Annotated in this window: 26 protein-coding genes; 15 read left to right on the top strand and 11 right to left on the bottom strand. The window is 56.4% G+C overall.

Translation table 11 applies throughout. The annotated features are described in order from the left end of the window. Positions 1-29 precede the first annotated feature (29 nt). Together MY069_RS09680 and MY069_RS09675 are read right to left on the bottom strand one after the other, a co-directional pair. Positions 30-806: a HupE/UreJ family protein gene (locus MY069_RS09680; RefSeq protein WP_482793576.1), complete on the bottom strand. Its 777-nt coding sequence runs from the start codon at positions 804-806 to the stop codon at positions 30-32. 12 nt (positions 807-818) lie between these two features. Further along, entirely contained in the window at positions 819-1,652 is an 834-nt protein-coding gene (locus tag MY069_RS09675) for a ZIP family metal transporter (RefSeq protein WP_482793575.1), read from the bottom strand. Between the two features lie 132 nt (positions 1,653-1,784). Between MY069_RS09675 and MY069_RS09670 the strand changes: the two genes are divergently transcribed. The 6 genes from MY069_RS09670 (at position 1,785) to MY069_RS09645 (ending at position 6,117) form a co-directional block, all read left to right on the top strand. Continuing rightward, the gene (locus MY069_RS09670) at positions 1,785-2,525 is read left to right on the top strand and encodes a ZrgA family zinc uptake protein (RefSeq protein WP_482793574.1); all 741 of its coding nucleotides are present in this window, start codon (positions 1,785-1,787) and stop codon (positions 2,523-2,525) included. After that, entirely contained in the window at positions 2,526-3,236 is a 711-nt protein-coding gene (locus MY069_RS09665) for an ABC transporter ATP-binding protein (RefSeq protein ID WP_482793573.1), read from the top strand. After that, positions 3,236-4,504, top strand: coding sequence for an ABC transporter permease (locus MY069_RS09660; RefSeq protein ID WP_482793572.1), 1,269 nt, complete (start codon positions 3,236-3,238; stop codon positions 4,502-4,504). Before MY069_RS09665 ends, MY069_RS09660 begins: the two co-directional genes overlap by 1 nt. 55 nt (positions 4,505-4,559) lie before the next feature. Further along, complete coding sequence (locus tag MY069_RS09655; protein ID WP_482793571.1) at positions 4,560-5,252, top strand: DUF3299 domain-containing protein; 693 nt, start codon at positions 4,560-4,562, stop codon at positions 5,250-5,252. Positions 5,253-5,327: 75 nt separating this feature from the next. Continuing rightward, the gene (locus tag MY069_RS09650; protein WP_482793570.1) at positions 5,328-5,537 is read left to right on the top strand and encodes an HIG1 domain-containing protein; all 210 of its coding nucleotides are present in this window, start codon (positions 5,328-5,330) and stop codon (positions 5,535-5,537) included. A 7-nt stretch (positions 5,538-5,544) separates the two neighbouring features. Continuing rightward, positions 5,545-6,117 (top strand): cob(I)yrinic acid a,c-diamide adenosyltransferase, encoded by a 573-nt coding sequence (locus MY069_RS09645; RefSeq protein ID WP_482793569.1) that lies wholly within the window; start codon positions 5,545-5,547, stop codon positions 6,115-6,117. Here MY069_RS09645 and uvrC read toward each other — a convergent pair. Further along, the gene (gene uvrC / locus MY069_RS09640) at positions 6,114-7,988 is read right to left on the bottom strand and encodes an excinuclease ABC subunit UvrC (RefSeq protein ID WP_482793568.1); all 1,875 of its coding nucleotides are present in this window, start codon (positions 7,986-7,988) and stop codon (positions 6,114-6,116) included. The genes MY069_RS09645 and uvrC overlap by 4 nt on opposite strands. A 32-nt stretch (positions 7,989-8,020) precedes the next feature. Next, positions 8,021-8,338 carry a hypothetical protein gene (locus tag MY069_RS09635; protein ID WP_482793567.1) on the bottom strand — a complete coding sequence of 106 codons (318 nt, stop codon included), beginning with the start codon at positions 8,336-8,338 and terminating at the stop codon, positions 8,021-8,023. A gap of 161 nt (positions 8,339-8,499) precedes the next feature. On the opposite strand from MY069_RS09635, the gene MY069_RS09630 reads away from it, so the two are divergent. Together MY069_RS09630 and MY069_RS09625 are read left to right on the top strand one after the other, a co-directional pair. Then, positions 8,500-9,711, top strand: coding sequence for a pyridoxal phosphate-dependent aminotransferase (locus MY069_RS09630; protein ID WP_482793566.1), 1,212 nt, complete (start codon positions 8,500-8,502; stop codon positions 9,709-9,711). Between the two features lie 103 nt (positions 9,712-9,814). Then, entirely contained in the window at positions 9,815-10,279 is a 465-nt protein-coding gene (locus MY069_RS09625; RefSeq protein ID WP_482793565.1) for a Dps family protein, read from the top strand. On the opposite strand, the gene MY069_RS09620 is transcribed toward MY069_RS09625, so the two are convergent. The 3 genes from MY069_RS09620 to MY069_RS09610 form a co-directional block, all read right to left on the bottom strand. After that, positions 10,276-11,406 carry a diguanylate cyclase domain-containing protein gene (locus tag MY069_RS09620; protein ID WP_482793564.1) on the bottom strand — a complete coding sequence of 377 codons (1,131 nt, stop codon included), beginning with the start codon at positions 11,404-11,406 and terminating at the stop codon, positions 10,276-10,278. The two genes, MY069_RS09625 and MY069_RS09620, sit on opposite strands and share 4 nt — an antisense overlap. A gap of 53 nt (positions 11,407-11,459) precedes the next feature. Then, positions 11,460-13,349, bottom strand: coding sequence for a DNA mismatch repair endonuclease MutL (gene mutL, locus MY069_RS09615; RefSeq protein WP_482793563.1), 1,890 nt, complete (start codon positions 13,347-13,349; stop codon positions 11,460-11,462). Between the two features lie 100 nt (positions 13,350-13,449). Next, positions 13,450-13,752, bottom strand: coding sequence for an aa3-type cytochrome c oxidase subunit IV (locus MY069_RS09610; RefSeq protein WP_482793562.1), 303 nt, complete (start codon positions 13,750-13,752; stop codon positions 13,450-13,452). A 164-nt stretch (positions 13,753-13,916) separates the two neighbouring features. On the opposite strand from MY069_RS09610, the gene MY069_RS09605 reads away from it, so the two are divergent. Then, complete coding sequence (locus MY069_RS09605) at positions 13,917-15,392, top strand: MFS transporter (RefSeq protein WP_482793561.1); 1,476 nt, start codon at positions 13,917-13,919, stop codon at positions 15,390-15,392. Between the two features lie 11 nt (positions 15,393-15,403). Here the strand turns inward: MY069_RS09605 and MY069_RS09600 are convergent, their stop codons facing one another. Both MY069_RS09600 and MY069_RS09595 read right to left on the bottom strand, forming a co-directional pair. Next, on the bottom strand, positions 15,404-15,982 hold the full coding sequence (locus tag MY069_RS09600; protein WP_482793560.1) for a TadE/TadG family type IV pilus assembly protein: 579 nt from the start codon (positions 15,980-15,982) through the stop codon (positions 15,404-15,406). An 8-nt stretch (positions 15,983-15,990) separates the two neighbouring features. After that, a complete protein-coding gene (locus tag MY069_RS09595) occupies positions 15,991-16,572 on the bottom strand; it encodes a TadE/TadG family type IV pilus assembly protein (protein ID WP_482793559.1) in 582 nt (193 codons plus the stop codon). 171 nt (positions 16,573-16,743) lie between these two features. Between MY069_RS09595 and ispG the strand changes: the two genes are divergently transcribed. After that, a complete protein-coding gene (gene ispG / locus MY069_RS09590; RefSeq protein WP_482793558.1) occupies positions 16,744-17,883 on the top strand; it encodes a flavodoxin-dependent (E)-4-hydroxy-3-methylbut-2-enyl-diphosphate synthase in 1,140 nt (379 codons plus the stop codon). A gap of 6 nt (positions 17,884-17,889) precedes the next feature. Here the strand turns inward: ispG and MY069_RS09585 are convergent, their stop codons facing one another. Beyond that, positions 17,890-18,396, bottom strand: a complete 507-nt coding sequence (locus MY069_RS09585; protein ID WP_482793557.1) for a DUF1254 domain-containing protein — start codon at positions 18,394-18,396, stop codon at positions 17,890-17,892. Continuing rightward, positions 18,396-19,007, bottom strand: a complete 612-nt coding sequence (locus MY069_RS09580) for a DUF1214 domain-containing protein (RefSeq protein WP_482793556.1) — start codon at positions 19,005-19,007, stop codon at positions 18,396-18,398. The genes MY069_RS09585 and MY069_RS09580 overlap by 1 nt, the downstream gene beginning before the upstream one ends. 115 nt (positions 19,008-19,122) lie before the next feature. Between MY069_RS09580 and MY069_RS09575 the strand changes: the two genes are divergently transcribed. The 5 genes from MY069_RS09575 to MY069_RS09555 all read left to right on the top strand — a co-directional run bounded on the left by MY069_RS09575 (position 19,123) and on the right by MY069_RS09555 (position 23,697). After that, the gene (locus MY069_RS09575) at positions 19,123-20,397 is read left to right on the top strand and encodes a glucuronyl esterase domain-containing protein (RefSeq protein ID WP_482793555.1); all 1,275 of its coding nucleotides are present in this window, start codon (positions 19,123-19,125) and stop codon (positions 20,395-20,397) included. 40 nt (positions 20,398-20,437) lie between these two features. After that, positions 20,438-20,923: an MAPEG family protein gene (locus MY069_RS09570; protein ID WP_482793554.1), complete on the top strand. Its 486-nt coding sequence runs from the start codon at positions 20,438-20,440 to the stop codon at positions 20,921-20,923. Positions 20,924-20,949: 26 nt separating this feature from the next. Further along, complete coding sequence (gene prfA, locus MY069_RS09565; protein ID WP_482793553.1) at positions 20,950-22,023, top strand: peptide chain release factor 1; 1,074 nt, start codon at positions 20,950-20,952, stop codon at positions 22,021-22,023. After that, positions 22,020-22,880, top strand: a complete 861-nt coding sequence (prmC, locus tag MY069_RS09560) for a peptide chain release factor N(5)-glutamine methyltransferase (RefSeq protein ID WP_482793552.1) — start codon at positions 22,020-22,022, stop codon at positions 22,878-22,880. The genes prfA and prmC overlap by 4 nt, the downstream gene beginning before the upstream one ends. Positions 22,881-23,046: 166 nt before the next feature. Beyond that, positions 23,047-23,697, top strand: coding sequence for a DUF4167 domain-containing protein (locus MY069_RS09555; RefSeq protein ID WP_482793551.1), 651 nt, complete (start codon positions 23,047-23,049; stop codon positions 23,695-23,697). Positions 23,698-23,743 lie beyond the last annotated feature (46 nt).

The raw sequence follows: 23,743 nt of genomic DNA, 5'->3' as shown, positions 1-23,743 counted from the left end.
TGGGGGACGTATTGCAAAGCCAGTGCCGTTTACCCTGACAGAACGCGCTCGACCGCCCAATAAGCGCCGATCAGTCCGATCACGCCGCTCGCTGGCCAAACAATGGCGGTCCGGTAAAGCCCGTCAGAAATGCGGTGACGCAAGGGCCAAAGCAGCAGCGCCGCCAGCGCGATCACAGACAGCTGACCCACCTCGACCCCGACATTAAAGCCGATAAGAGCACTCCAAAACTGGCCCTGGGGCAAGCCGAGCGAGCCAAAAAAGCCTGCGAAGCCCATGCCATGGATCAAACCAAAGCCAAACACGACCAAGGGCCGCCACCGCGTCATGTCTTTGAAAAACAGGTTCTCTATCGCCACAAACGCGATCGTCGCCGCAATCAAGGGTTCCACGATACTTGCAGGCGGTGCGAACACGCCCGCCGCAACCAGACCAAGCGTGATTGTGTGCGCGACCGTAAACGCCGATACTTGGATTAAGAGCGGTCGTAATCGACGGGTCGAGAAGAACATCGCGAGCACAAACAGGATATGATCCAGCCCGCCGGGCAGAATGTGCTGAACCCCAATTTTGATATAGAGCACGAAGGTCTCAAATGCGGGGCGCTCGAAATCAATTGTCTCTGTTTCGGTGAAGTCGGCGGTGTACGTATCTCCGCTGGCGGGGCGATCCATTTCTTGCAACGCCTGACACAGCGCCGGATCCATGCCGCCATCGAGTGTACAAAACTCATCTTCGGGGTGCGCCGTCGCGGTTGAAACGAGAATGAGACACGCCGCAAGGCTGAGTAAGAACAGTCGGATCACAAGGGTCTTCCTTTAGCGAAAGACCGGCTGCGTGCGCTCCGCGTGATCATGTTCATGCTCATGCTCTTGGTCGTGATGATCGTGCTCGACGCCAATATGCGCGTGATCGTGTCCAGGGAGGGGCAACATAAACAATGCGACCGCGATCGCCACCCCAACCGACAGCGCTGCAAGGCCGCGTGACGGTTTCATCTCTCGTAGCGGCGCCATTAGCGGCCCAGTGGCCACAAACAGCAGCAAGCCAGCTGACAAGGCGAACAAGCTGCCCAAGACTGCTTCACCCAAACCAAACATGACCGGTCCGGACACCAATACGCCAAGCGGGGTCGTCGCCGCGGCAGCCAGGAACGCCCATGTAAAAGACCAGCGATTGGAAACGCCATGTCGGCGCAAAATTGCGAACGCGATGATCCCTTCAGGAAACTCGTGCATAATCAGGCCGAGCGCGGCGAAAACGCCAGACGAAAAACTCGCCGCAAACGTGACCGCATAAATCGCACCATCAATGAAGGAGTGGATCGCAATCGCCACAATCGGGGTAATCGCTTCACTCGGCAGTTGCGATGGCGCGCGTTCGGGAAACAATGCTTTGATCGAATAATGGACGACCAAGCCGCCAAAAAAACCTATCGCCAGCCAGGTCGGCGCCCGCGCTGACAGCGCAAAGGCTTCAGGCACAATGTGTAGGAACGCGATGGCGGTCAGCAGACCCGCTGCTGCAACCCCAAACAGGTCGGCATGGCGCAAGCTCCAATCGCTGCGCATCGCCACGGCAAGCAAACCCAATGTCGTGACAAAGGCCGCGATCAATCCGAAAAAGAGAGGAGCTTGAAGCGATTCAAACATGATGCGTGAAAGACGCCCAGGCGGCGCCAGAATGCCCTATTCAATTCAAAGAAATGTTATAGTATCTCAAAACAACGTCTGCGCGAGGTAGTCTTCGCACCTAGCCCTGTCAAATAAAAGCTGGAGTCTCATATGTTTCGGTCATCTCTCCTCGTCGCGGTTAGCGGCCTCGCACTTGCTGCCTGCCAACCCGCCTCTGATGCGCCAACCGAGCTCAGCGCTGAAACGCCGCCGGTCATCGAAGAATCGGTGGATGTGGTTGAGACGGTTGAAGCTGAAATCGAACCTAGCTCGAACGCGGTCGAAGAGGTGGTAGAAGCTGCAGCGGAGCCTGCTGAAGAGCACGATCATGACGACGAAGACCACGCAGATGAAGGCGATGATCATGACCATGACGAAGAACATGAAGATCACGCTGACGAGCACGACCATGATGAGCATGCGCACGAAGATGACGACCATGATCACGCAGGTGGGGAAGCGCATGTCCACGGTCTATCTGAACTCGCCGCGAGCTTGGATGGGTCAACCTTAAGCGTAAATGTCGAAGGCGCGCTGGCAAATTTCGACCTCGAGGAGAGCTTGCGGACCCTAGACGACCCGTCAGCCTATACCGATCGCACGGCGGAAATTGTTGGCGGCGATTGTACCCGCTCCGGCGCAACAGCCAGCATTCGGCCGATTGGTGATCATGGCAATCTTGTCATTGACCTCACCTATGATTGCGCCGCACCCGACACGCTCGAAGCGATCAATGTAACGGGCTTTCAAAGCTTTGCCGGGTTTGTGGAGGTCAATGCCGTCTTCCTGACCGAAACGGGTCAAACCGCTGAAACCTTGACCGAGAGCGACACCCGCCTAGACCTCAACTAGATGACCACACCGATTGTACGTCTGTCTGACCTGCGGTTCGCATGGCCTGGGCACTCGGCTTTGCTCGAGATCAGCTCGTTTGAGCTAGCGCCGAAAGAGCGCTTATTCCTGCGTGGGCCAAGCGGGTCGGGAAAATCGACCCTTCTGGGCTTGATTGCCGGCGTTTTGGAAGCGTCAGATGGTGATGTCTGGGTGATGGATCAAAACATGACCCAGCTGTCTGGCGGCCGGCGCGATCAAGTCCGTGCCGACCATCTCGGTGTGATCTTCCAGATGTTCAATTTGGTGCCCTATCTCTCAGTTGTGCAGAATGTCATTTTGCCCTGCCGGTTCTCAAAGCAGCGGCTGCAAAACACCCAAGCCAATGGCGGCCCAGAATCCGAAGCGAAACGCCTACTCGAGCGTTTAGGGTTGGAGGATGCGGCCCTCCAGGCGCGAAACGTCACCGACCTATCTGTCGGTCAGCAGCAGCGCGTTGCCGCGGCACGCGCACTCATTGGCCACCCTTCTTTGGTGATCGCCGATGAGCCCACTTCGGCTTTGGACACCGACATGCGCGACCGGTTTATTGAATTGCTCAGCGAAGAAGCGGCCCGCACAGGCGCGGCCCTGCTCTTTGTCAGTCATGATTCCAGGCTCGCGCCCTTGTTCGACCGCGCCATCGATTTGACCGAGATCAATCTCGCCGCTTCCCAGCGCGAGGCCGTGTAATGGGCGTTTCAATTCTCGGCCTGGCCTGGCGTAGCCTGATGAACCGCAAAGTCTCAGCGCTGTTGACGGTGTTCGCGATCGCGCTGTCTGTCGCGCTCTTTCTAGGGGTCGAGAAAGCCCGCAACGCGGCTAAATCTGGTTTTGACAATACGATTTCAGGCACCGAACTGATTGTTGGTGCGCCTTCCGGCCAGATCAATTTACTGCTCTATTCAGTGTTCCGCTTGGGGAATGCGACGGCCGAGATTTCATGGCCCGCCTATCAAGAGCTCAAGGCTCGTGAAGATGTTGCCTGGACGGTGCCGATCTCGCTCGGCGACAGTCATCGCGGCTATCGTGTGCTGGGCACAAATCGCGGCTATTTCGAGCATTACAAATATGGGCAAGGCCAGCCGCTCACCCTCGCCGAAGGAGAGGAATTCGAAGATCTGTTTGACGCAGTGATCGGCGCCGACGTGGCAAAATCACTAGGATATGAGCTTCAGACCCCCATTGTTATCACCCACGGGCTTGGCGCAGGCGGGCTGGCAGATCACGAAAATCGGCCCTTCCGGGTTGTCGGAATCTTGCGCCCAACCGGCACACCGGTCGATCAGACGATCCACATCTCGCTAGAGGCCATGACCGCCATCCATGTCGGATGGGAGACCGGCGCGCGCAATCCGCTCGCCGATTCGCTCACCGAAGATATGGTTCGCAGCTTTAATCTTACGCCGAAAACCGTAACCGCAGTATTTGTAGGTCTGAGAAACCGCTCCTCAGTGTTACGCACCCGGCGAGCCATCAATACAAGCATGTCTGAGCCGTTATTGGCGATCATTCCGGGTCAGGCGCTGGCTGAGCTTTGGCAAGTGATGGGTACCGCGGAACGCGTTTTGTTGGCAATTTCAGCCTTCGTGATTGCGGTTGGGCTGGTCTCGATCCTGACCAGCATTTTGACCAGCTTGAATGAACGGCGCCGTGAAATGTCGATCCTGCGCGCGACTGGGGCGAGGCCGGCGCATATCTTTACGCTTTTGGTGGTGGAAGCGGCGGTGCTCGGATTTGTCGGTGCCGTGCTGGGCGCAGTTTTGATCCAAGCGATCTTTGCGATCGCCGCGCCAATTTTATCGGCCCAATACGGGGTCGCACTGATCGGCACCGGCCCGAGCTTGGTCGATCTCTATACGATTGGCGTCGTCACACTCGCGGCATTTGTCTTGGGAATCTGGCCTGCTTTGACCGCCCTCCGCCGCTCGCTCGCTGACGGGCTAACTGTGAAACTGTAATCACAAGCGCGACAAACCCCTAGCCGTTGATCCTGTTCGGTCCTAATTAGGGTTTATGAAAAACATTCTTGTCTCTTCAGTCGCGCTCAGCCTTTTGGTCGCTTGCGGACAATCTGCGACCCCAGATGCCCCAGCAGCGGAAGCGCAAGCCGCTTCGACCTCACCCGATACCAGTTCCAATGAACCGCAAGTCGGCGACAAGATCCCTGAACCGCAAACGTCCAGCAATCGAGCAAATGCCGACCGCCTTGCCGCTGCCGAAGAAAAGGCCAAAGATCTGGAAACTCGCGGTGTGCGCGAGATCGGTTGGGAAGAACTTCTGCCTGAAGGCGAAGAAGAACGCCTTGCGCAACTCTATCAGCAGCAAATGGCGATGCTCTATTCCGGCGGTCCCGTTGCCGAGGGATCTGCCGCCGATCAGATGATTCAGATCGGAACCTTCAATACGGTTCCAGGACTGAATGAGACCAAAATCCGTATTCCAGGATATACGGTGCCGTTCGAGTTTGGCGCCAATGCGGAAATCAAAGAATTTTTGCTGGTGCCTTATTATGGCGCTTGCTTGCACGCGCCGCCGCCGCCACCGAACCAAACGGTGTTTGCAATCGCTGAAGAGCCGATCCGGCTGCGGGACCTGTCGCAAGCGGTTTGGCTTGAGGGCACGCTGTTCACACAAACCCAAGAGTCAGAGCTGGCAGACGCGGCTTACACCATTCGCATCGATCGGATTGAAACCTACGAATATTAGGCGCGGCTGCCTGCCCCATGGCCGAATGCCCCTTTGCGCTCTATCTCTTGCGCATCAGAAGGAAAGGGCCGGAACATGGCCACTGCACTCACTATTGGTCTTTACGTCGCGATCGGGATTCTGGTCGTCATCCTCGCCATGGGCCTGATCAATCTTACCCGCACCGATGACGAACAACGCTCGCGCTCAAATCAGTTGATGCGCATGCGCGTCATGGTCCAGGCGGTTGTCGTCGGCATCCTCGTCCTGCTCGGCATTGTTGTCGGCTCGATCAACCTGTTCTGACCCATCCATGGTCAAACTCGATAAAATCTATACGCGCACCGGCGATGGCGGGAAAACGCGGCTCTCAACGGGCGAACCCGTCGACAAATGGCACCCGCGCGTCACCGCTTATGGCACCGTCGACGAGACCAATGCCGCGCTCGGCGTCGCCGCTTTGCATGCAGACGGAGAATTGCTGCAAGCGATCCGGCGCATCCAGAATGATTTGTTTGACCTAGGCGCCGACCTCGCCACCCCGGACCGGGGCAAGAAGCTCGAATGGGAACCATTGCGGATTGTCAAAACGCAGGTCGACCGGCTCGAAAGCGAAATTGACGCGATGAATGCGGATATTGCACCCCTCGATAGTTTCATCCTGCCCGGCGGGAGCGCTTTGGCGGCGCATCTCCATGTTGCGCGGACACTCTGTCGCCGCGCGGAACGGCAAGTCGCCGAATTGGCTGCGCTTGAAGATGAAATCGTCAGCGCTGAGGCTTTGGCCTATGCCAATCGGCTGTCTGATTGGCTCTTTGTCGCCGGCCGCGTTGCCAATTCGAATGGCACTGATGATGTGAAATGGGTGCCAGGCGCAAACCGTTAGCCGCTATTAAAATGCCCATAAATGCGCTCAGCCAAAGCGGCAGAGACCCCCTCCACTTCTTTCAAATCGGCGAGTTTGGCGCGCGAGACTTCTTTCGCAGAGCCGAAATATTGCAACAGGGCTTTCTTTCGAGACGGGCCAATGCCTTCGATTTCGTCGAGCGGGTTTTTCTTGATATCGGCGCTGCGTTTGGCACGGTGCGCGCCGATGGCCCAGCGGTGCGCCTCATCGCGTAGCCGCTGTAGATAGTATAAAACAGGCGCATTCTCCGGCAGGCGGAAGGGCGCGCGACCAGGCTGAAAGAATTGCTCGCGACCGGCATTCCGCTCCACGCCTTTGGCAATCGACACCAAATTGATGTCGGCGGGAGACAGACCCAGATCACCAATCGCTTCAATGACTGAGCTGAGCTGACCAAGCCCACCATCAATCAAGACAAGATCCGGCCAATTGGCGCCATTGCCCTCTTCGCGTTCTTTCAAAGCGCGGGCGAAGCGGCGACGCATCACTTCGCGCATCATGCCATAATCATCACCAGGCTCGAGGCTCGAATCCTTAATGTTGAACTTGCGGTACTGACCCTTTTCGAAGCCCTCTGGCCCGGCCACCACCATCCCGCCGACCATATTCGACCCTTGAATATGAGAGTTATCATACACTTCAATCCGCTGCGGCGGCTCTTCAAGATCGAAGGCTTTCGCAACTTCCTTGAGGAGACGCACTTGGCTCGCACTTTCCGCGAGTTTTCGGCTCAGCGCTTCAGCAGCATTACGGCTCGCCTGTTCAACAAGTGACCGTTTTTCGCCTCGCTGAGGGGTTCGAATTTCAACTTTGCGATCGGCTTTCAGCTCCAGTGCCTCCGCGATCAGCTCGCGGTCTGACGGATCGTGATTGGTCAAGATGAGCCGCGGCGGCGGTCTTTTGTCATAGAACTGGACCAAGAAGGCGGCCAAGATCTCGGCGTCGCTTTCGCCCTTTTCGTGTCGCGGGAAGTGAACTGTCGCGCCCCAGTTTTGACCCGCGCGAATGAAGAAGACTTGCACCGCCGACAGCCCGCCCTCCATCGCAATGGAGAAAATATCGGCCTCTTCAATCCCGTCCGGATTAATGTCTTGCTGGGCGCGGACATGGGCGAGCGCGCGGATACGGTCGCGCAAACTTGCCGCTCGCTCAAAGTCCATATCCTCCGCGGCCTGGCTCATCTGCGCGGCCAGATCGGTTTGCAGATCCGTCGCTTTGCCGCGCAGGAAGTCCGCGGCCTGATCGGCAAGCGCTCGATATTCTTCAGGTTCCACCAAACCGACACATGGCGCGGCGCAGCGTTTAATCTGATGCAACATGCAAGGGCGTTGGCGGGTGGAATAGACGCTGTCTTCGCAGGTTCGAAGCAAAAAAGCTTTTTGCAGGGTATCAATCGTTCGCGTCACCGCGCTGGCGCTCGCAAATGGTCCGAAATAGTCGCCGCGGTCTTGTTTAGAGCCGCGATATTTCAGCACTTGCGGCGCTTCATGATCGCGCCGGATCAAAATATACGGAAAAGACTTGTCGTCGCGCAGCAGGATGTTGAAGCGCGGCTTCAGCGATTTGATCAGGCTGGCTTCTAGCAGAAGCGCTTCTGTTTCACTTTCGGTGACCACGAATTCCATGCGCGCAGTCGCCATGATCATTGCCGCAATCCGCTGCGTTTGACCGCCAATCCGCGAATAAGACGCTACGCGTGCTTTCAGGCTCTTGGCCTTGCCGACATAGAGAACCGTCTCGTCCTCGCCAAACATACGGTAAACGCCTGGCTTCGCGGGAAGCCGAGATAGATTATCTTTGATGATATCAACCCCGCGCAAGCGCGCCGAGGGAGGAGGCGAGTCAGACATGACGCCAATTTAGGGGTGGAATGCGTCGCCGCCTAGATCCGAAAGATACCGCTATAGCTTCCGCCGCCTGACTCAATCAGTGCGCCGCCGCCAATCAGGACAACCCCAATCAGCAAAACAGCGCCCGCAAATTGTCGGCCAAGGCTGCCAGGATTGTATTTCCGCCGGGCGCGCGCGACAATGACATAGATCAAAAACAGAATGAATGCGCACAGATAAAGTGTCCGCTCTTCATTGCTGAGATCGTTGATATAGCTGCCGATTTCACCAAAATAGAATTCCACATCGATCACGAACTGATCGATGGCTCTTTGGTATAGGTCCGTACTGGCACTACGTATGAACAACATAGCCTTCATCCTTGGTCCCCAAGCCCCGAGACTTATAGTCCTAATGGGTCACAACATTACTAACGTAAGAGTTGAAATTTAATCGATCGCAAATCAATTACAGACGCTTGCACGCATGCGCATAGCGGCTTACACGGGCGGCGTCCTATTGGAGATACGCCATGACCAGCCCTTCATTTCTGAGCGAAGCCGTCAACCGTGTGGCCCCGTCAGCGACTATCGCTGTAACGACGAAAGCTGCGGAATTGAAAGCGGCGGGCGAGAATGTGATTGGTTTAGGCGCCGGTGAGCCTGATTTTGACACGCCTGATCATATCAAAGCCGCAGCGATCCAGGCAATTCAAGAGGGTAAAACCAAATATACGCCTGCCGATGGTCTGCCCGCGCTGAAAGAAGCGATTTGCGCCAAGTTCAAACGCGATAATGACCTGACTTACACGCCTGCACAGATCCATGTCGCTCCGGGCGGCAAGCCGGTCATCTATAATGCGCTCGTCTCGACCCTGAACGAAGGCGACGAGGTGATCGTACCGGCGCCCTATTGGGTGTCTTATCCAGAAATGGTGAAACTGTGCGGCGGCAAACCCGTGATCGTCTCTTGCGGCCCGAATGCCAAATACAAGCTGACACCGGAAGCGCTCGAAGCTGCGATCACGCCGCGAACCAAATGGTTGATCCTCAACTCACCATCTAACCCGACCGGCGCCGCTTATACACGCGATGAACTTAAAGCGCTGGGCGAAGTGTTGCTGCGCCACCCGCAAGTGTGGGTGATGACCGATGATATGTACGAGCATTTGGTCTATGACGGGTTCGAATATAGCACGATCGCGCAAGTTGAACCTGGCCTCTATGATCGCACGCTGACCATGAACGGCGTCTCCAAAGCCTATGCGATGACAGGCTGGCGGATTGGCTTTGCGGGTGGCTCTGAAGAACTGATCAAAACGATGCGTAAAGTCATCAGCCAGACCACTTCTAACCCGAGCTCCATCTCTCAATATGCTGCAATCGCGGCGCTGAATGGTGACCACAGTTTCTTGGCCGAGCGCAATGAAGTCTTCCGCCAGCGTCGGGATATGGTTGTGGCAGAACTCAACAAAGCGGAAGGGTTGACCTGCGACACCCCAGAAGGGGCGTTTTATGTCTACCCATCTTGCGCGGGCGCGATCGGCAAAACGGCGCTATCTGGCAAGCGGATCGAGACCGATACGGATTTCGCCTCTGAGCTTCTGGAACAGGAGAAAGTGGCGGTCGTGATGGGCGAAGCGTTTGGCTTGTCGCCCGCGTTCCGCGTCTCTTATGCGACCTCAACCGAAGCCCTGCAGGATGCGATGGCGCGGATCCAACGCTTTTGCGCAAGCTTGTCATAGTCGTCTAGCCATAGAAACCTTCTATAGAAGCTAGTTCGACTTCCAATTTGTATCCCAAGAAACGCCTCCCATCTCGAAACACACGAGATGAAAGGAGGGTTTCATGGCACTTGAAATCGGATTGAACGAAGCGAGCCGCACACAATCAGTCGGCGCTCTTAAACGCGTTTTGGGAGAGACCTATGCGCTTTATTCCAAAACACATGGCTATCATTGGAACGTCACGGGCCCGAACTTTCAGGCCCTGCATACGATGTTCATGACCCAGTATACTGATCTTTGGAATGCGCTCGACGAAATCGCGGAACGTATCCGCGCGCTTGGAGCGTTTGCGCCTGGATCTTCTGGTGAAATGCTAGAGTTCGCAACGATCGGACCAGACAATACGGTTCCGGATGCGCCCACCATGGTAGCAAATCTAGCGACCGGTCATGAAGTCTTGGCGCGGGCGCTGCGGGACGGCATTCAGGTCGCCGAAAGCGCCGGCGACGATGTCACCGTAGACCTCTTGATCCAGCGCGCCACGCTCGCTGACAAATCGGCTTGGATGCTACGCTCCAGCCTCTAATTGCGAAGAAAAGTTGATGCGGTCGGGGCTTCGAACAATCGATAGCAGCTCCGGCCGGATCCTTTCGCTTCATACAGCGCAAGGTCTGCATATTTCATCAAGGTCGCCGAATCTCCGGCGTGTAGCGGCGCGCAAGCCACCCCGACAGACGCTGAACAGGCGAGATCAACGCCGCCAATCTGATAGGGACGCGAAAGCGCCGTCACCAGTCGTGCCGCCATCAAACAGGCATCCATCGGGTTTGGTGTATTGCGAGTAATCACAACGAACTCGTCACCCCCCAGCCGCGCCGCCCAATCATCTCCGCGAATGGTTTTGCGAATGCGTTTGGCGACCTGGTTCAACAAAGCGTCTCCGGCTTGGTGGCCATAGGTATCATTGATCATTTTGAAATTATCGAGATCGATCGCGAGCATCGCAACATTCTCGTCTTCGGAACTGTTGCCGATGTCTTTCTCAATCCGGTTCTGGAACGCGTAGCGGTTCGCGAGCCCCGTCAGCATGTCGTGTTCGGCCATATGGCGCAGGCGGCCTTGGGCTTCGATCCGGCGGGTCACATTGGTGCCAACGCCAAGATAACCGATCACCTCGCCATGACGATTAAGGCGCGGCGTCGCCGACAAAGAAATATGATATTTCTTGCCCGCGGGATCCTGCATGACTGAAAGGATATCTGAGTAGGGTTTGATCGCTTGTAGCGCGGCGAGCATTTTTTCTCGTTCGCGATCCTCAAGCTTGATCACATGCATATAATGGTGACCAAGGATGGTGGTCTTGTCTGGGGCAATCGTACTCATCATCCGCCCGCCGCATGTGGTGATGTAGCCCTCTAAGTCGGTTTCCCAATACAGGTCTGTGGCGAAATCCGCGAGATTCGTGAGCTGTCGATCCGCGGTCTCATCAGCGAGTTCGGTGCGGTGGCTTTCGCGGGCAATGATCGCGACACAGCTTATCGTGATCAGCAAAGACACAACCACTTCGAAGATCAAAACCTGATGGGAAAACCCGTAAACGACGTCAAAGCAAATAAACGCAAGTTGAACCAAGCCAAAGGCAATAAGCGCATAAAACGCCACGGAATACCCGTTGCGGCTGCCGCTGGTCAGTGCTTGTCCATCACCTGTCATGCCGCATTTATACACGCGCAGGTTGATTTTTCGTTATGTCTCAGGCGTTTGACCTAACGGCGACCGAATAAGCGCTCAATATCCGCGAGCTTTAGCTCAACATAAGTTGGACGCCCGTGATTGCATTGTCCCGAATGCGGCGTCGCTTCCATTTGCCGAAGCAGCGCGTTCATCTCTTCCGCATTGAGGCGGCGTCCAGCCCGCACAGAGCCGCGGCAGGCCATATTGCCCATGACCTCTTCAAACTGCTCTTTCAAAGCCAGTCCGGCATCATATTCAGCAAAATCATCCGCCAAGTCTTGGATCAGACCCGCGACATCCATTTCACCAAACAAAGCGGGCGTGGCGCGGACGCAGACCGCACCTTTGCCGAACGGCTCAAGCTCTAGACCCAGCTCCGCCAGTTCAGGCGCGCGCTCTAAAACCCGCACGGCTTCATCCTCGGTCAGCTCAACCACGTCCGGGATTAGAAGCGCCTGGCGTTTGACGCCGCCAATCTCCATTTGGCGTTTCATGTCTTCATAGACCAGGCGTTCATGCGCAGCGTGCTGATCGACAATCACGATTCCATCATCTGTTTGCGCGACGACATAAGTCTCGTGTAATTGCGCGCGCGCGACCCCTAAAGGGAAGTCAGTGATGGGCGCGGCCTGTTCGGGTTCCACCCGAGCCGACGGCTGCCCATCAGCCGCAGGAGAAGCGGAATCGAAAGCCGTATATGACTGCGACTGCGGCGCTTGGAAGCTTGGGTTTGAAAATCCAGACACAGGCGCTGTGGGCCTTGCGGTTCGCGGGTCCGCCCATAGCGTCGAGGGTCGAAACACATCCGCTTGAACTGGTTCAGCTTGCGCCTTCCCGAGCGCCGCTGCGGCGACGGTCGTGCTGGCACGATGCCCCGCCGCCGCCAGCGTATGCCGCAAAGCACCAATGATTAGCCCACGAACATTGCCAGCATCGCGGAACCGAACTTCAGTTTTCGCCGGGTGGACGTTCACATCCACATATTCTGGATCGAGATCGACAAATAAAGCCGCCATCGGGTGACGGTCGCGTGCCAGAAAATCTTGATACGCCGCGCGGATCACTCCGTTGAGCATACGGTCTTTGACTGGGCGGCCATTCACAAACAGATATTGGCGCTGCGCATTGCCGCGATTGAGCGTTGGCAGCCCCGCAAAACCAGACAGGCGCACGCCCTCGCGTTCGGCATCGACAGCCAGCGCATTGTCCCGAAACTCGCGCCCCATAATCGCGCCTAAACGCTGCAAACGGCCATCCTCGGTATCGGGATGGGCAGCGTAGCGAAACACGCTACGCCCATTGCTTTCCAGCGAGATCGCCACATCCGCTCGCGCCATGGCGAGCCGTTTCAAGGCATCGGTGATCGCCAGCGTCTCTGACCGCTCAGACTTCATGAATTTCAAACGCGCAGGGGTGGCATGGAAGAGATCCCGCACCTCGATCCGCGTGCCGGTCAGCCCTCGGCCTGCAAAGGCGGCGGGTTTCGGGCCTTCAATTCGGCCCGCTTCGACAAACAGCTCTGCCGCGTCTTCGCCTGCCGCGCGGGAGGTTAGTGTCATCCGGCTGACCGAGCCAATGGAGGGCAGCGCTTCGCCGCGAAATCCCATTGTGTGTATATTGAGCAGATCAATCCGCCCATCTTCACCGGGGCTAAGCTTGGACGTGGCATGCCGCTCGAGCGCGAGCCGCATATCCTCACCGCTCATCCCGCAGCCATCATCCTCAACGATCAGACGTTTCAGGCCGCCGCCTTCGATTGAAACGCTGACCGATCGGGCGCCTGCATCTAAAGCATTTTCGACCAATTCTTTGATCGCCGCAGCGGGCCGTTCAATGACTTCGCCGGCCGCAATCCGATTAACAGCATCGGGCGGCAGCTGGCGAATGATGGGTCGCGAGGTCAAGGGGGCGCTGTCAGGCATAGCTCAAAGGTAAGGGCGTTCAGCGATTCGCGCCAGGGATCGGGACATGAAAAAAGCGGCCGCCAAGGCAGCCGCTCGTCTCAATCAATCTGGTCTCTTTCTAGAGGACCAATTGGAACAAGAAAATCAGCAGCTGAACGAACAAAGCCAAGCCGGACAGGGCAATCATCGTGGCCACCCAAGCACCGCCAAAGCCCATGCCGAGACCAATCACAATCCCGCCGCCTGCGCAAATCACCAGCGAAACCAGCCAATTCATGCCCATAGACAGTGTGAAGGTCGCGTGTGCCAGCATGAGTAGCGTAATGATCGCGCCCCATGCGCCAGCCTTCATCGTGCCGACATACATGCTCTTTTGAGCGTCGATATTCATTTCACCGCGGGTATAATCATTCGCAGCCATCATAGTCTCCAAAACAGGTTTGCTTGTCTTTATCTGCGTCATTGCGCGCGTCAAGCGCAGCGTATGTCGCAGCGTGACACCCCAGCATTCGCTCTTCCCAACTGTGTCGGAATGTTTCAGGGTTGTCACAAAGCGCCAAGAAGTAGCGCGATGGGAGTCTGTTTATGAGCCACGCGCCGACCGACGCGACGTCTGAACTTCAACCGGCCACCGGAGGCGCATTTGACATAAAGGGACTGGCCTGGGCGATTTTTGAATGGGCCCGAAACCCTTATTACAATGTCATCGTCATCTATGTGTTCACGCCCTATTTCGCCAGAGAGGTGGTTGGCGGTGGGCCAGCCGGTCAAATCGTTGTCGCAAACACGATCGCCGCGGCAGGACTGATCATGGCAGTGCTTGCGCCAGTCTTGGGCGTAATCGTCGATAAGGGCGGGCGGAAGAAGCTGTTCATTTTCGCGGTGCTTTTATTGATGGGCATTTGCTCGATGGGACTTGGCCTAATCCTCCCGGAAACGCCAGGGGCGGTGCCGATTGGAATGGTGCTCCTGGCCACCGCTTATTGCTGTTACACAATCTCGGAACTTCTGCATAATTCCTTACTCCCCGCTGCCGGTGAACCGAGCGCTTTGCCGATGATTTCGGGATTAGGGTTGGCAATGGGAAATGTCGCCGGCGTTATCATGCTAATCGGGTTGATTGCCCTTTCCTATCTCAACCCCTGGGTACAATCTCAACCGAACGGTATCGGCCCATTGTCGGGCCCAATTGTCGCGATCTGGTTGGGAATTTTCATTATCCCGTTTTTCTTGTTCATGCCTGACCGGGTAGGAAGCATAGGCAGCTGGCGTTCAGGCGCGGTCAAAACCTTCACGCCTCCGAATTTCAAGCTTTGGGGCGCGCCCCCTGTTCTGAATTACTTGTGGTCAGGACCGATAAATGCGTTCCAGTTCGTCTTAGAAAAATTCCGTGAAACGCCAAATGTGATGAAGTTTTTGCTGGCGCGAATGATCTATGCAGACGGGTTAGCCGTGATCCTGACAATGGGCGCCGTTTACGTTGCGAATATCTTGGGTTGGAGCCTCACCGAGGTCATGGTTTACGGCATTGCCGGATCTCTCATTGGCGCTTTAGGCGGTTTTGTCGGCGGCGCCCTTGATGGCTGGCTCGGACCAAAACGCGCGCTTTTGATCGAACTGAGCGCGATTTTGATCCTGCTCATCCTGCAGCTTTCGATCACACCGGATGCTTTGCTTTTCGGACTCATTCCAGCAGGCCATGACGTTTGGAACGGCTTTGGAACAGGCCTGTTCACACGCCTCTCGGATGTCGTTTACTTCTGCATGGTGGCGCCGGTGGGGATTTCGATCGTCGCCTGCATCTCTTCTAGCCGATACATGCTTGTACATATATCTCCGCCTGACCGAATTGGTGAGTTCTTTGGTTTCTACGCGATGGCGGCGAGCGTTACCGTTTGGATGGGGCCCATATTGGTCAGCGTTATGACCGCCGCTTTCAACGATGAGCGGATCGGCTTTTCAGGCGTTGGCTTGCTATTCTTAGCCGGTCTGATCGGAATTGCGTTCTTTGTCGATGCCGACAAAACCCCAGAGCATATGAAGCCTAATCCGATCTACTGACGCCCGCTCTATTAGGGCGAAGCGTAAGCACAGGAAAACGCGCCATCTGAGCGGTCACGCGTAATCTCATCAACCCGGCGCGGGCGCAGATAGAAAGTATCTGACAGCTCTTTGGCCGTGCTGAAGAAATAGCCGATATTTGAGTTATAATCGAACTCAACCTCAGCCATGATCAAAGTGCCATCGGTAGGGATCAGGTTTGGCGGAATGGTCATGGTTTGATCTACGGCATGGGCGGTTAGGTTACAGCCATCGCTCCACGCCACTTTCACGTCGCCGCTGTCTTCATACAGACTTGTCACTCGGATCCGCGCACCGGTCATATCATTTGGCTGCATCACCATCCGGGCCGCTTCGATAATATCGCTCAGCTCATCATTATTGACCGATGCCGCGCGAGAGGTCAGGTCTCCCAGCGCAGCGGTGGCGCCGGTGACTTTGCGGTCAAGCGTCATCATGATCGATAGCTCGATACAGCCAAAATAGATCATCGCCATAAGCGGCGCGATCAGCGCAAATTCGACAGCAGAGATGCCATCCTCAGATTTGCTCAGCTTACGTTTGCGAAACGAAGACAACCCAAACATCATATCAGTCCTTAAGGAGACGCCGAGGAATTACCGAACGGCTCATTCCGAAACGCGATCGTGGCCTGCAGAAGGCGGCGATTATTACTCATATTCGCCAGCGGCGCGCTCATCACAGGGATGATCAAATCCCACTCATAAAAGACGCGAACAACGACAATATCATTCTGCGCGCCTGGAACGAATCCAAATGTGTCGGTGGCCAGATCACCGGTCGCTGGATCTAACGGATCAGGGTTGCCGGTGCCGGCAAAATTGCTGAAGGTTTGAACATCGAGTTGCAGTTTTGAATCGCAGCTCAAGAGTCCAAACAGCTCCGCGCAAACATCAGTTTTGAACTGCGCTTGGTCGAACCCAGCTTGTTGGAATTGGCCAGTTCGGATCGAACGGGCCGCTTCACTGGCGCCGTGCTCCAAGATCGATGACATGATGAAGATCACACAGACTTCAAGCAGTCCAAAAATCAGAAAGAAAAACGGAACCGCGATCATCGCGAACTCGACCGCTGCGACTCCACGTTTGTCGCGCGCAAATTCGTCGAACCGCTTTTTCCACCGCGGTGCGAAAACGCCTAGAGTTGGTAATTCGCGCATGGCCCACTCCGAGATACGTGCCTGTCCCATTGGGTGCACATAGCAGACCATGTTTTCCGGACGGTTTAGTCGATAGATGAAATTTGATCTATTTCCTGCGGCATGTCGGGGCCTTTACCTGACCACAATCTTCCACCAAATGGAGCGGTATAAGACGTATAAGGCGCCGCTATGACGCATAATCCGATCCGCCCTTGGCGTAACATTGACCGCCGCACCTCGCGCCAGATCCAAGTTGGATCCGTCGCGGTCGGCGGTGATGCGCCGATTTCTGTGCAGACGATGACCAATACGCCAACGCCGGATGTCGCTGCGACGCTCGACCAGATTCAACGCGCCGCCGATGCCGGTGCCGACATCGTGCGCGTGTCTTGTCCCGACCAAGACTCAACCACTGCGTTTGCGGCAATCGCGAAGGGCTCGCCCGTGCCGCTCGTAGCAGACATCCACTTTCACTATAAGCGCGGAATCGAAGCGGCCGAAGCGGGCGCCGCCTGTCTGCGCATCAATCCCGGAAATATCGGATCAGCAGACCGGGTCAAAGACGTGGTCAGCGCAGCGCGTAACAATGGCTGCTCGATCCGTATCGGCGTGAATGGCGGCTCGCTCGAGAAGCATTTGCTCGAAAAATATGGTGAGCCTTGCCCTGAAGCGATGGTGGAGAGCGCGCTCGATCATGCCCGCATCCTCGATGATCTTGGGTTTCACGACTATAAAATCAGCGTCAAAGCTTCCGACATGTTCCTCGCTGTGGCGGCTTATCAGCAGCTTGCTGAAGCGACAGACGCGCCGCTCCATTTGGGCATTACCGAAGCCGGCGGGCGGCGCATTGGCACTGTAAAATCCTCAATTGGGATGGGCAGTCTCTTGTGGATGGGGATTGGCGATACGATCCGCGTCTCACTGTCCGATGATCCGGTTGAAGAGGTCAAAGTCGGCTTTGATATGCTGAAATCGCTCGGGCTCCGAACCCGCGGCGTAAACATTATTTCTTGCCCCAGCTGCTCGCGCCAAGGCTTTGATGTCATCTCCACCGTGCAGACATTGGAAGAACGCCTCGCGCACATTGCTGAACCGATCACGCTGTCGATTATTGGCTGTGTCGTGAACGGCCCTGGCGAAGCTGCAATGACCGATCTCGGCTTCACCGGCGGCGGCAAAGAGAGTGGCATGATGTATGTCTCTGGCCGGCCCGATCACAAACTATCAAACGCCGATATGGTCGAGCATATTGTTGAACAGGTCGAAGCCAAGGCTGCTCGTCTGAAAGCGCAGCGCGACGCTGAAACAGACCCTGTCGCGGCAGAGTAAGCCTATTTAATCAACCACAGCGCAGGTCGCGCCAGACACCAGGCTTGCGGCCGCGTCATGTTGCTCTTGGGTGGGCGCCAATCGGCGGATTAGCGCAATCCCGCGCCCGTCCAGTTTCAACGCGCCTTCACGATTATTCTCAGCGGCGCGCCGAACCTCGATGCCTTGGAAATCACTCTCGGGGCCGAGATCCGCAACGAATACATTGTCGGTTTTAGAGTTAAAAATCGACAGCGAGCCATACCCCTCACCCGTCGGAGCATTGATGAAAACGGGTCCCGAAATCGTATCAAACCGGCAAATGGCATAAGCGAGGTCTGGCGATGGCCGAACAATGCGCTGAGTTTGCGGTGTTTGACGCGGGGAGGCGACAAACACATTCTCCGGCAGGCCTTGGGACTCAAAAGTTTGGTGCGCTTTTCCCATGATGAAGCTGGGTATGCTGGTGAGCACAAAAAAATGTCCGAGCAGGCCGCTCAACACAAAGGCAATCAAAGGGACGATCAAACGCATTAGCTGACCCCCGTATCACAAGACAGGCGCTCAATTCGCGGTGCGGGAAGTGAAACCGTAGGCTCCTCGAGCAAACGCGCCTCGGGCTGATACAGACGCAATGTCAGATCAAACGTGTCGCCCGCTTTGCTTGACACCCAGGCGGACCCGTCATCGGGCGCGTCCGCCGATACCTGAAACGCCCAAGCGCTCGCATCCCCCGCGCCGGTCTGTTCGGCTTGGGTTTGATCGAAGGACAGATGCCCATCCTCATTCATCGGCAAACGATTGTCCGGATCGTAGAGCGTAATTGACCACCATGCGGCCGGCATCACGCCGCCGGAAACGCGATAGGTACATGCTTCGCTTAACGGCTCACCGGCATCATCTTCAGTTTTCAGAAAATAGACCGCTTCTTCTTTGCGGAGGCCCATCAAGCCATTGCGAGCGACGCGGGCGCGGACATAAGGATCGGCGCTTTCGGATCCGATTGACCAATCACTGCGCCAACCATCAACATCAATCGCGTTCCCAATGGTTGGACCGCCGGAAATCATTCCACCAAACCAGAGCGCCGTCAGCGCCCCAAAAATGACCCCCAAAATCACGGCGATGATGGACCGAACGAGCATTTGCATACGGCTTTATATCGAAGATCGCGCAGTCGTGAAGATAGATTTCGCGCCCGTCGCTTGCCATCGCCGGTGGTCGAGTTAATCGGAAACGGGGCCAAAGGAGACGCCAAGCATGATCTGGCAAATTCTGAAATGGATGATGCGTCTAATGTTAGGCGCGATTGTCGTTGGCGGCATGTCCGCCTGCACGATGCTGGGCCTGAATTATGCCAGCCTCGAAACCGATAATCGCGCGGCACCAACCCCAGACATCACCCTGCCCTTTGATGCGGACCGCGCACGGGAAATCCTCGAAGCCGAACTTTACGGTCCTTGGCCTGAAAACTTGCCCGTAAGTGCCAGCGAGCCCCGGACAATTGACGCAAATTATCTCGATGGCCGCGGCACGCTCGAGGAAATCACGCTCACCATCGGAGAGGGCGCAGGCGCGCGCAGTTTCCCCGTTGTGATCGCGATCCCAAATGAGGCACAAAATCAACCCGTCCCGCTGCTGATCAGCCAGACGTTCTCAAGCAATTGCTCTGTCTTTCGAAATGACCCCGTCACCCAATTTGGCGGCGGCGTCTGCGAAGGCTCAGAAATGACCGGCACGGTCGGTTTCATCGCGACCAATATTTTTGGCACCTATATCGCTTATGCCCCAATCGACCGCTATTTCGATGCCGGTCTAGCCTATGCAAGTTTCTCGGGTTGGAGCTTTGTCCCAGACACGAACGGGTCCGCGCAAACCACAATGGCCGACCTCGAGCCAGGACCACAACCCACCAGCGCCTTGATGGCTTGGGCCTTCGGTTTTCATGCGGCCGCTGGCGTGTTCGGCGAGGATGCTCGCATCGATGCCAGCTCAATCGCTGCGATTGGGCACTCTCGCTATGGCAAATCAGCTCTCATCGCTTCTGGTTGGTCTGACCAGATTGCGGCGGCTGTGGCCCATCAGTCCGGATTTGGCGGCGGCTCAAGCTCTCGTTCTAAGACGGGAGAGACTTTGGTGCGGATGGCGAAATCCTATCCCCACTGGCTTCGTCCAGACCTTGCGACGGATTTGGAGGCCGGTGTGGAGCTGACCTTGGATCAGCATTTCCTGCTCGCGCTCTCGGCCCCGAAGCCGATCTTTCTAGGCAATGGCCGACGCGATGTTTGGTCGGATCCGAACTCCTCCTTCATCCTCGCCCGCGCTGCCGACCGGGTCTATGAAGCGAGCGGCGTCAACGGCCTGCCGGACGCTGCGAAGATGCGCGATTTCGTACCCGGCGCTGAGATCTCCTACTGGTTGCGCCCAGGTGGGCACAGCGTTGTCTCCGAAGATATTGACGCATTCACCGCCTTCATGACCGCGCATTTCGGACCCGATTCCCGCAACGAAACGGGTTTGCAATCGCATCGATAAGCCCTAGCCTTCCACAATAACAACTATGCGGGAGGCAATAATGGAAATGGAAGCACCGGATTTCAGCGCGGCTTTTTCGACGCTATTGGATGGACAAGTGGCAGAATTGCAGGCGTTTTTGACGCCGGTTCTGATCCTCGTGTGTTGGACCTTGATCATGTGGATATGGATGTACGCGACGCGTATTCCGGCCATGCAGAAAGCCAAAATCGATCCGGATTCGGCGCGCCATCCCGGAACCTATGGCGACAAGTTACCGGCAAATGTTCGGTCGGTCGCTGACAATTACAATCACCTGCACGAACAACCGACCATCTTCTACGCCTTGATGCTGTTTGCTGGGCTCACGGGCGGCGATAGTTCGCTGATGCTGAACCTCGCCTATGCCTATGTCGGTATCCGGATATTGCACTCTTTCGTGCAAATCTTGTCCCCGAAAGTCATGCTGCGCTTCATGGTCTTTAGCCTTGGATCCATCGTTCTAATCGTGATGGGCGCGCTCGAAGCCTTTCGGGTCTTCCTGTAGGGCGCGATCCGGTTTAGAGGCGGGGCATGGCCACAATACCTCAGTCCCGCCTTGAACAAGTCATTGAACGATTCGAAGAGGTCGAAGCCCGTATGGGCGCGACGACCGATAGCGATGAGATTGTTGCGCTGTCGCGTGAACACTCTGAGCTAAAGCCAGTGGTAGATGCTGCGCGCGATTTGATTGCCATGCGCGATGGGCTCGAAGAAGCTGAAGCCATGGTCAAAGGCGATGACCCAGAAATGGCCGAACTCGCCCAAGAAGAACTAAACGATCTAAAGGCCCGCATCCCCGAAGCCGAAAGCGAGATGCAACTCTTGCTCTTGCCCAAAGATGCGGACGACAAAGCCAATATCGTGCTCGAAGTTCGCGCTGGAACCGGCGGTGACGAAGCGGCCTTGTTCGCAGGCGATCTGTTTCGAATGTATTCGCGTTACGCCCAGCTTGAAGGCTGGAAAGTCGAGGTACAAAGCGCCTCAAGCGGCGATGTTGGCGGCTATAAGGAAGTGATCGCAAGTGTCGAAGGCGATGGCGTCTATGGCCGGCTGAAATGGGAATCTGGGGTGCATCGCGTCCAGCGCGTGCCCGCCACTGAAACCCAAGGCCGGGTGCATACGTCTGCCGCTTCAGTCGCGGTTCTGCCCGCGCCTGAAACCGTTGAGATTGAAATCCGCAATGAGGATATTCGCATCGACACGATGCGTGCGTCTGGCTCAGGCGGCCAGCACGTGAACACCACCGACTCGGCGGTGCGGATCACCCACTTGCCGACCGGCATCGTTGCGACCAGTTCGGAAAAGTCGCAGCACGTGAACCGCGATAAGGCGATGCAGCAGCTAAAAATCCGGCTCTATGAAAAAGAGAAGCAAGAGCGCGATGCCGAACGCGCCGAAGCTCGCGCCTCGCAGGTCGGATCCGGCGACCGTTCTGAAAAAATCAGAACCTATAATTATCCCGAAAACCGCGTCACTGACCATCGGATCGGTCTCACACTGTATGCCCTGGATAAGGTGATTGCTGGCGATAAGCTTGAAGATGTGGTCAGCGCGCTGATGACCGAGGACCAGGCCCGCAAACTTGCCGCCATGGAAGACGCGTGAGCGAACCCACTGCGACAGATCTGATCCGCCAAGCCGCTGTCCAACTCGCCGAAGCGGGCGTGCCAAGCCCGCAACATGACGCGAAAAAGCTGTTGCGATTTGCGCTCGGCGCCCAGGGTGACACAACCTCAGATTTGGACCAGAGCCTTATCAGTCCCGAAGACCTGGCCCGTTTTAAATCCTATATCACGCGCCGGACGAAGCGAGAGCCGCTGCAACATATCCTGCAATCTGCGTCGATCATGCATCTCGATCTAAAGTCAGATGCTCGGGCTTTGATCCCACGCGATGACAGCGCAGAGATCATCGCGGTTGCCCAGCAGCGTCTAGACGCTCGGCAAGCCGATCCTCTCACCATCGCCGATCTCGGCACCGGTAGCGGAGTTTTGCTCGCAGAGTGTTTGCACGCCTTCCCCGCCGCCTCGGGCATCGCGGTGGAAGCGAGCGCGGAGGCGTTGAGCCTGGCGGAAGAGAATTTCAGCCGCCTTGGGCAGACAAAACGCGTTTCGACGTTTTTAGGCTCCTGGACCGCATGGACCGGCTGGAGCGCTTGCGATCTCATCGTCTCCAATCCGCCTTATATTGAAAGCGCCGTCATTCCGACCTTGGCGCCGGAAGTGCGAGACTTTGATCCACCCGCTGCGCTTGATGGCGGACCTGACGGGCTCAACGCTTATCGCGAGATCATCGCGCATGCTGCCAACCGAATGAAATCTGGTGCACATCTGATTTTGGAAATCGGATATGACCAAAAGCATTCAGTCTCTAAGCTCTTGGAATCTGCGCAATTTACCGATCTTTTCTACCAACAAGACCTTGGCGGAAACGACCGCGTTATCGCAGCGATAAAATCTTAGCAGATAACCCCTTGGCGAATCCGAAATCGCGCGCTACGTAATCAGCCAAGGTCAGCGATATGGGGGCAACCTATCCGACCTTTAGCCAGCGCGACAGTGTAGGAAAGAGTTCAAGCCTCGCGCGTAAACCGTCCGAAAATCGGACTTTGAAGATCAGGAATTGCCTATGGCCATGCAGCGCAAGCGCCGTCGCCGCTCGGGTGGAAACAATAACAATAATCCAAACCCAAACCGCCACTATGAGAGCAATGGGCCAGATGTCCGCATTCGCGGATCTGCACAGCAAATCTTGGATAAATATCTGCAATATGCGCGCGACGCCCAGACAGCAGGCGACCGGGTAAAGGCCGAAGCCCTGTTCCAACACGCCGAGCATTATGCGCGCATCGTCGCTGTGTTTGAAAAGCAAAAAGAAGAAGCGCGCATCGAACGCGAAGCCCGCGAAGCTGCACGCGCTGAAGAGCGCGCGCAACGCGACGCCGAACGCGCTGCTCAGGCGGGTGATGAGGGAGAAGATGGCGCCGAGGCTCCGGAAACGGGCGAACCAGCCGAAGCCAGCAGCGAAGAAAGCGCTGAGGCACCCAAACCGCGTCGCCGCAGCCGCAAGCCACGCGAAGAATCAGCTGACACAAGCGCCGAAAATGGGCAGGATACCCCAGAGGTGATCGAAGCCTCAGACGACGCGCCAGAAAAGCCGAAACGCCGCCGCTCTTATGCGCGCAAAGCTGACGCCCCTGTCGAAGCAGTGGAAGAAGCAGATGGCGTTATGAAAACGCTGGCCCGCGGAGCCGATGAAGTGGTTGCCGAAGCCGAATAGGCGCTAAACCATGCTGGCATCTGTCGGCAAACCAAATAGCAAACGT

This window comes from Hyphomonas sp. ske169, from assembly GCF_056850855.1.
The sequence above is the reverse complement of the archived record's forward strand: the minus strand, read 5'-3'. Positions and strand labels throughout refer to the sequence as shown.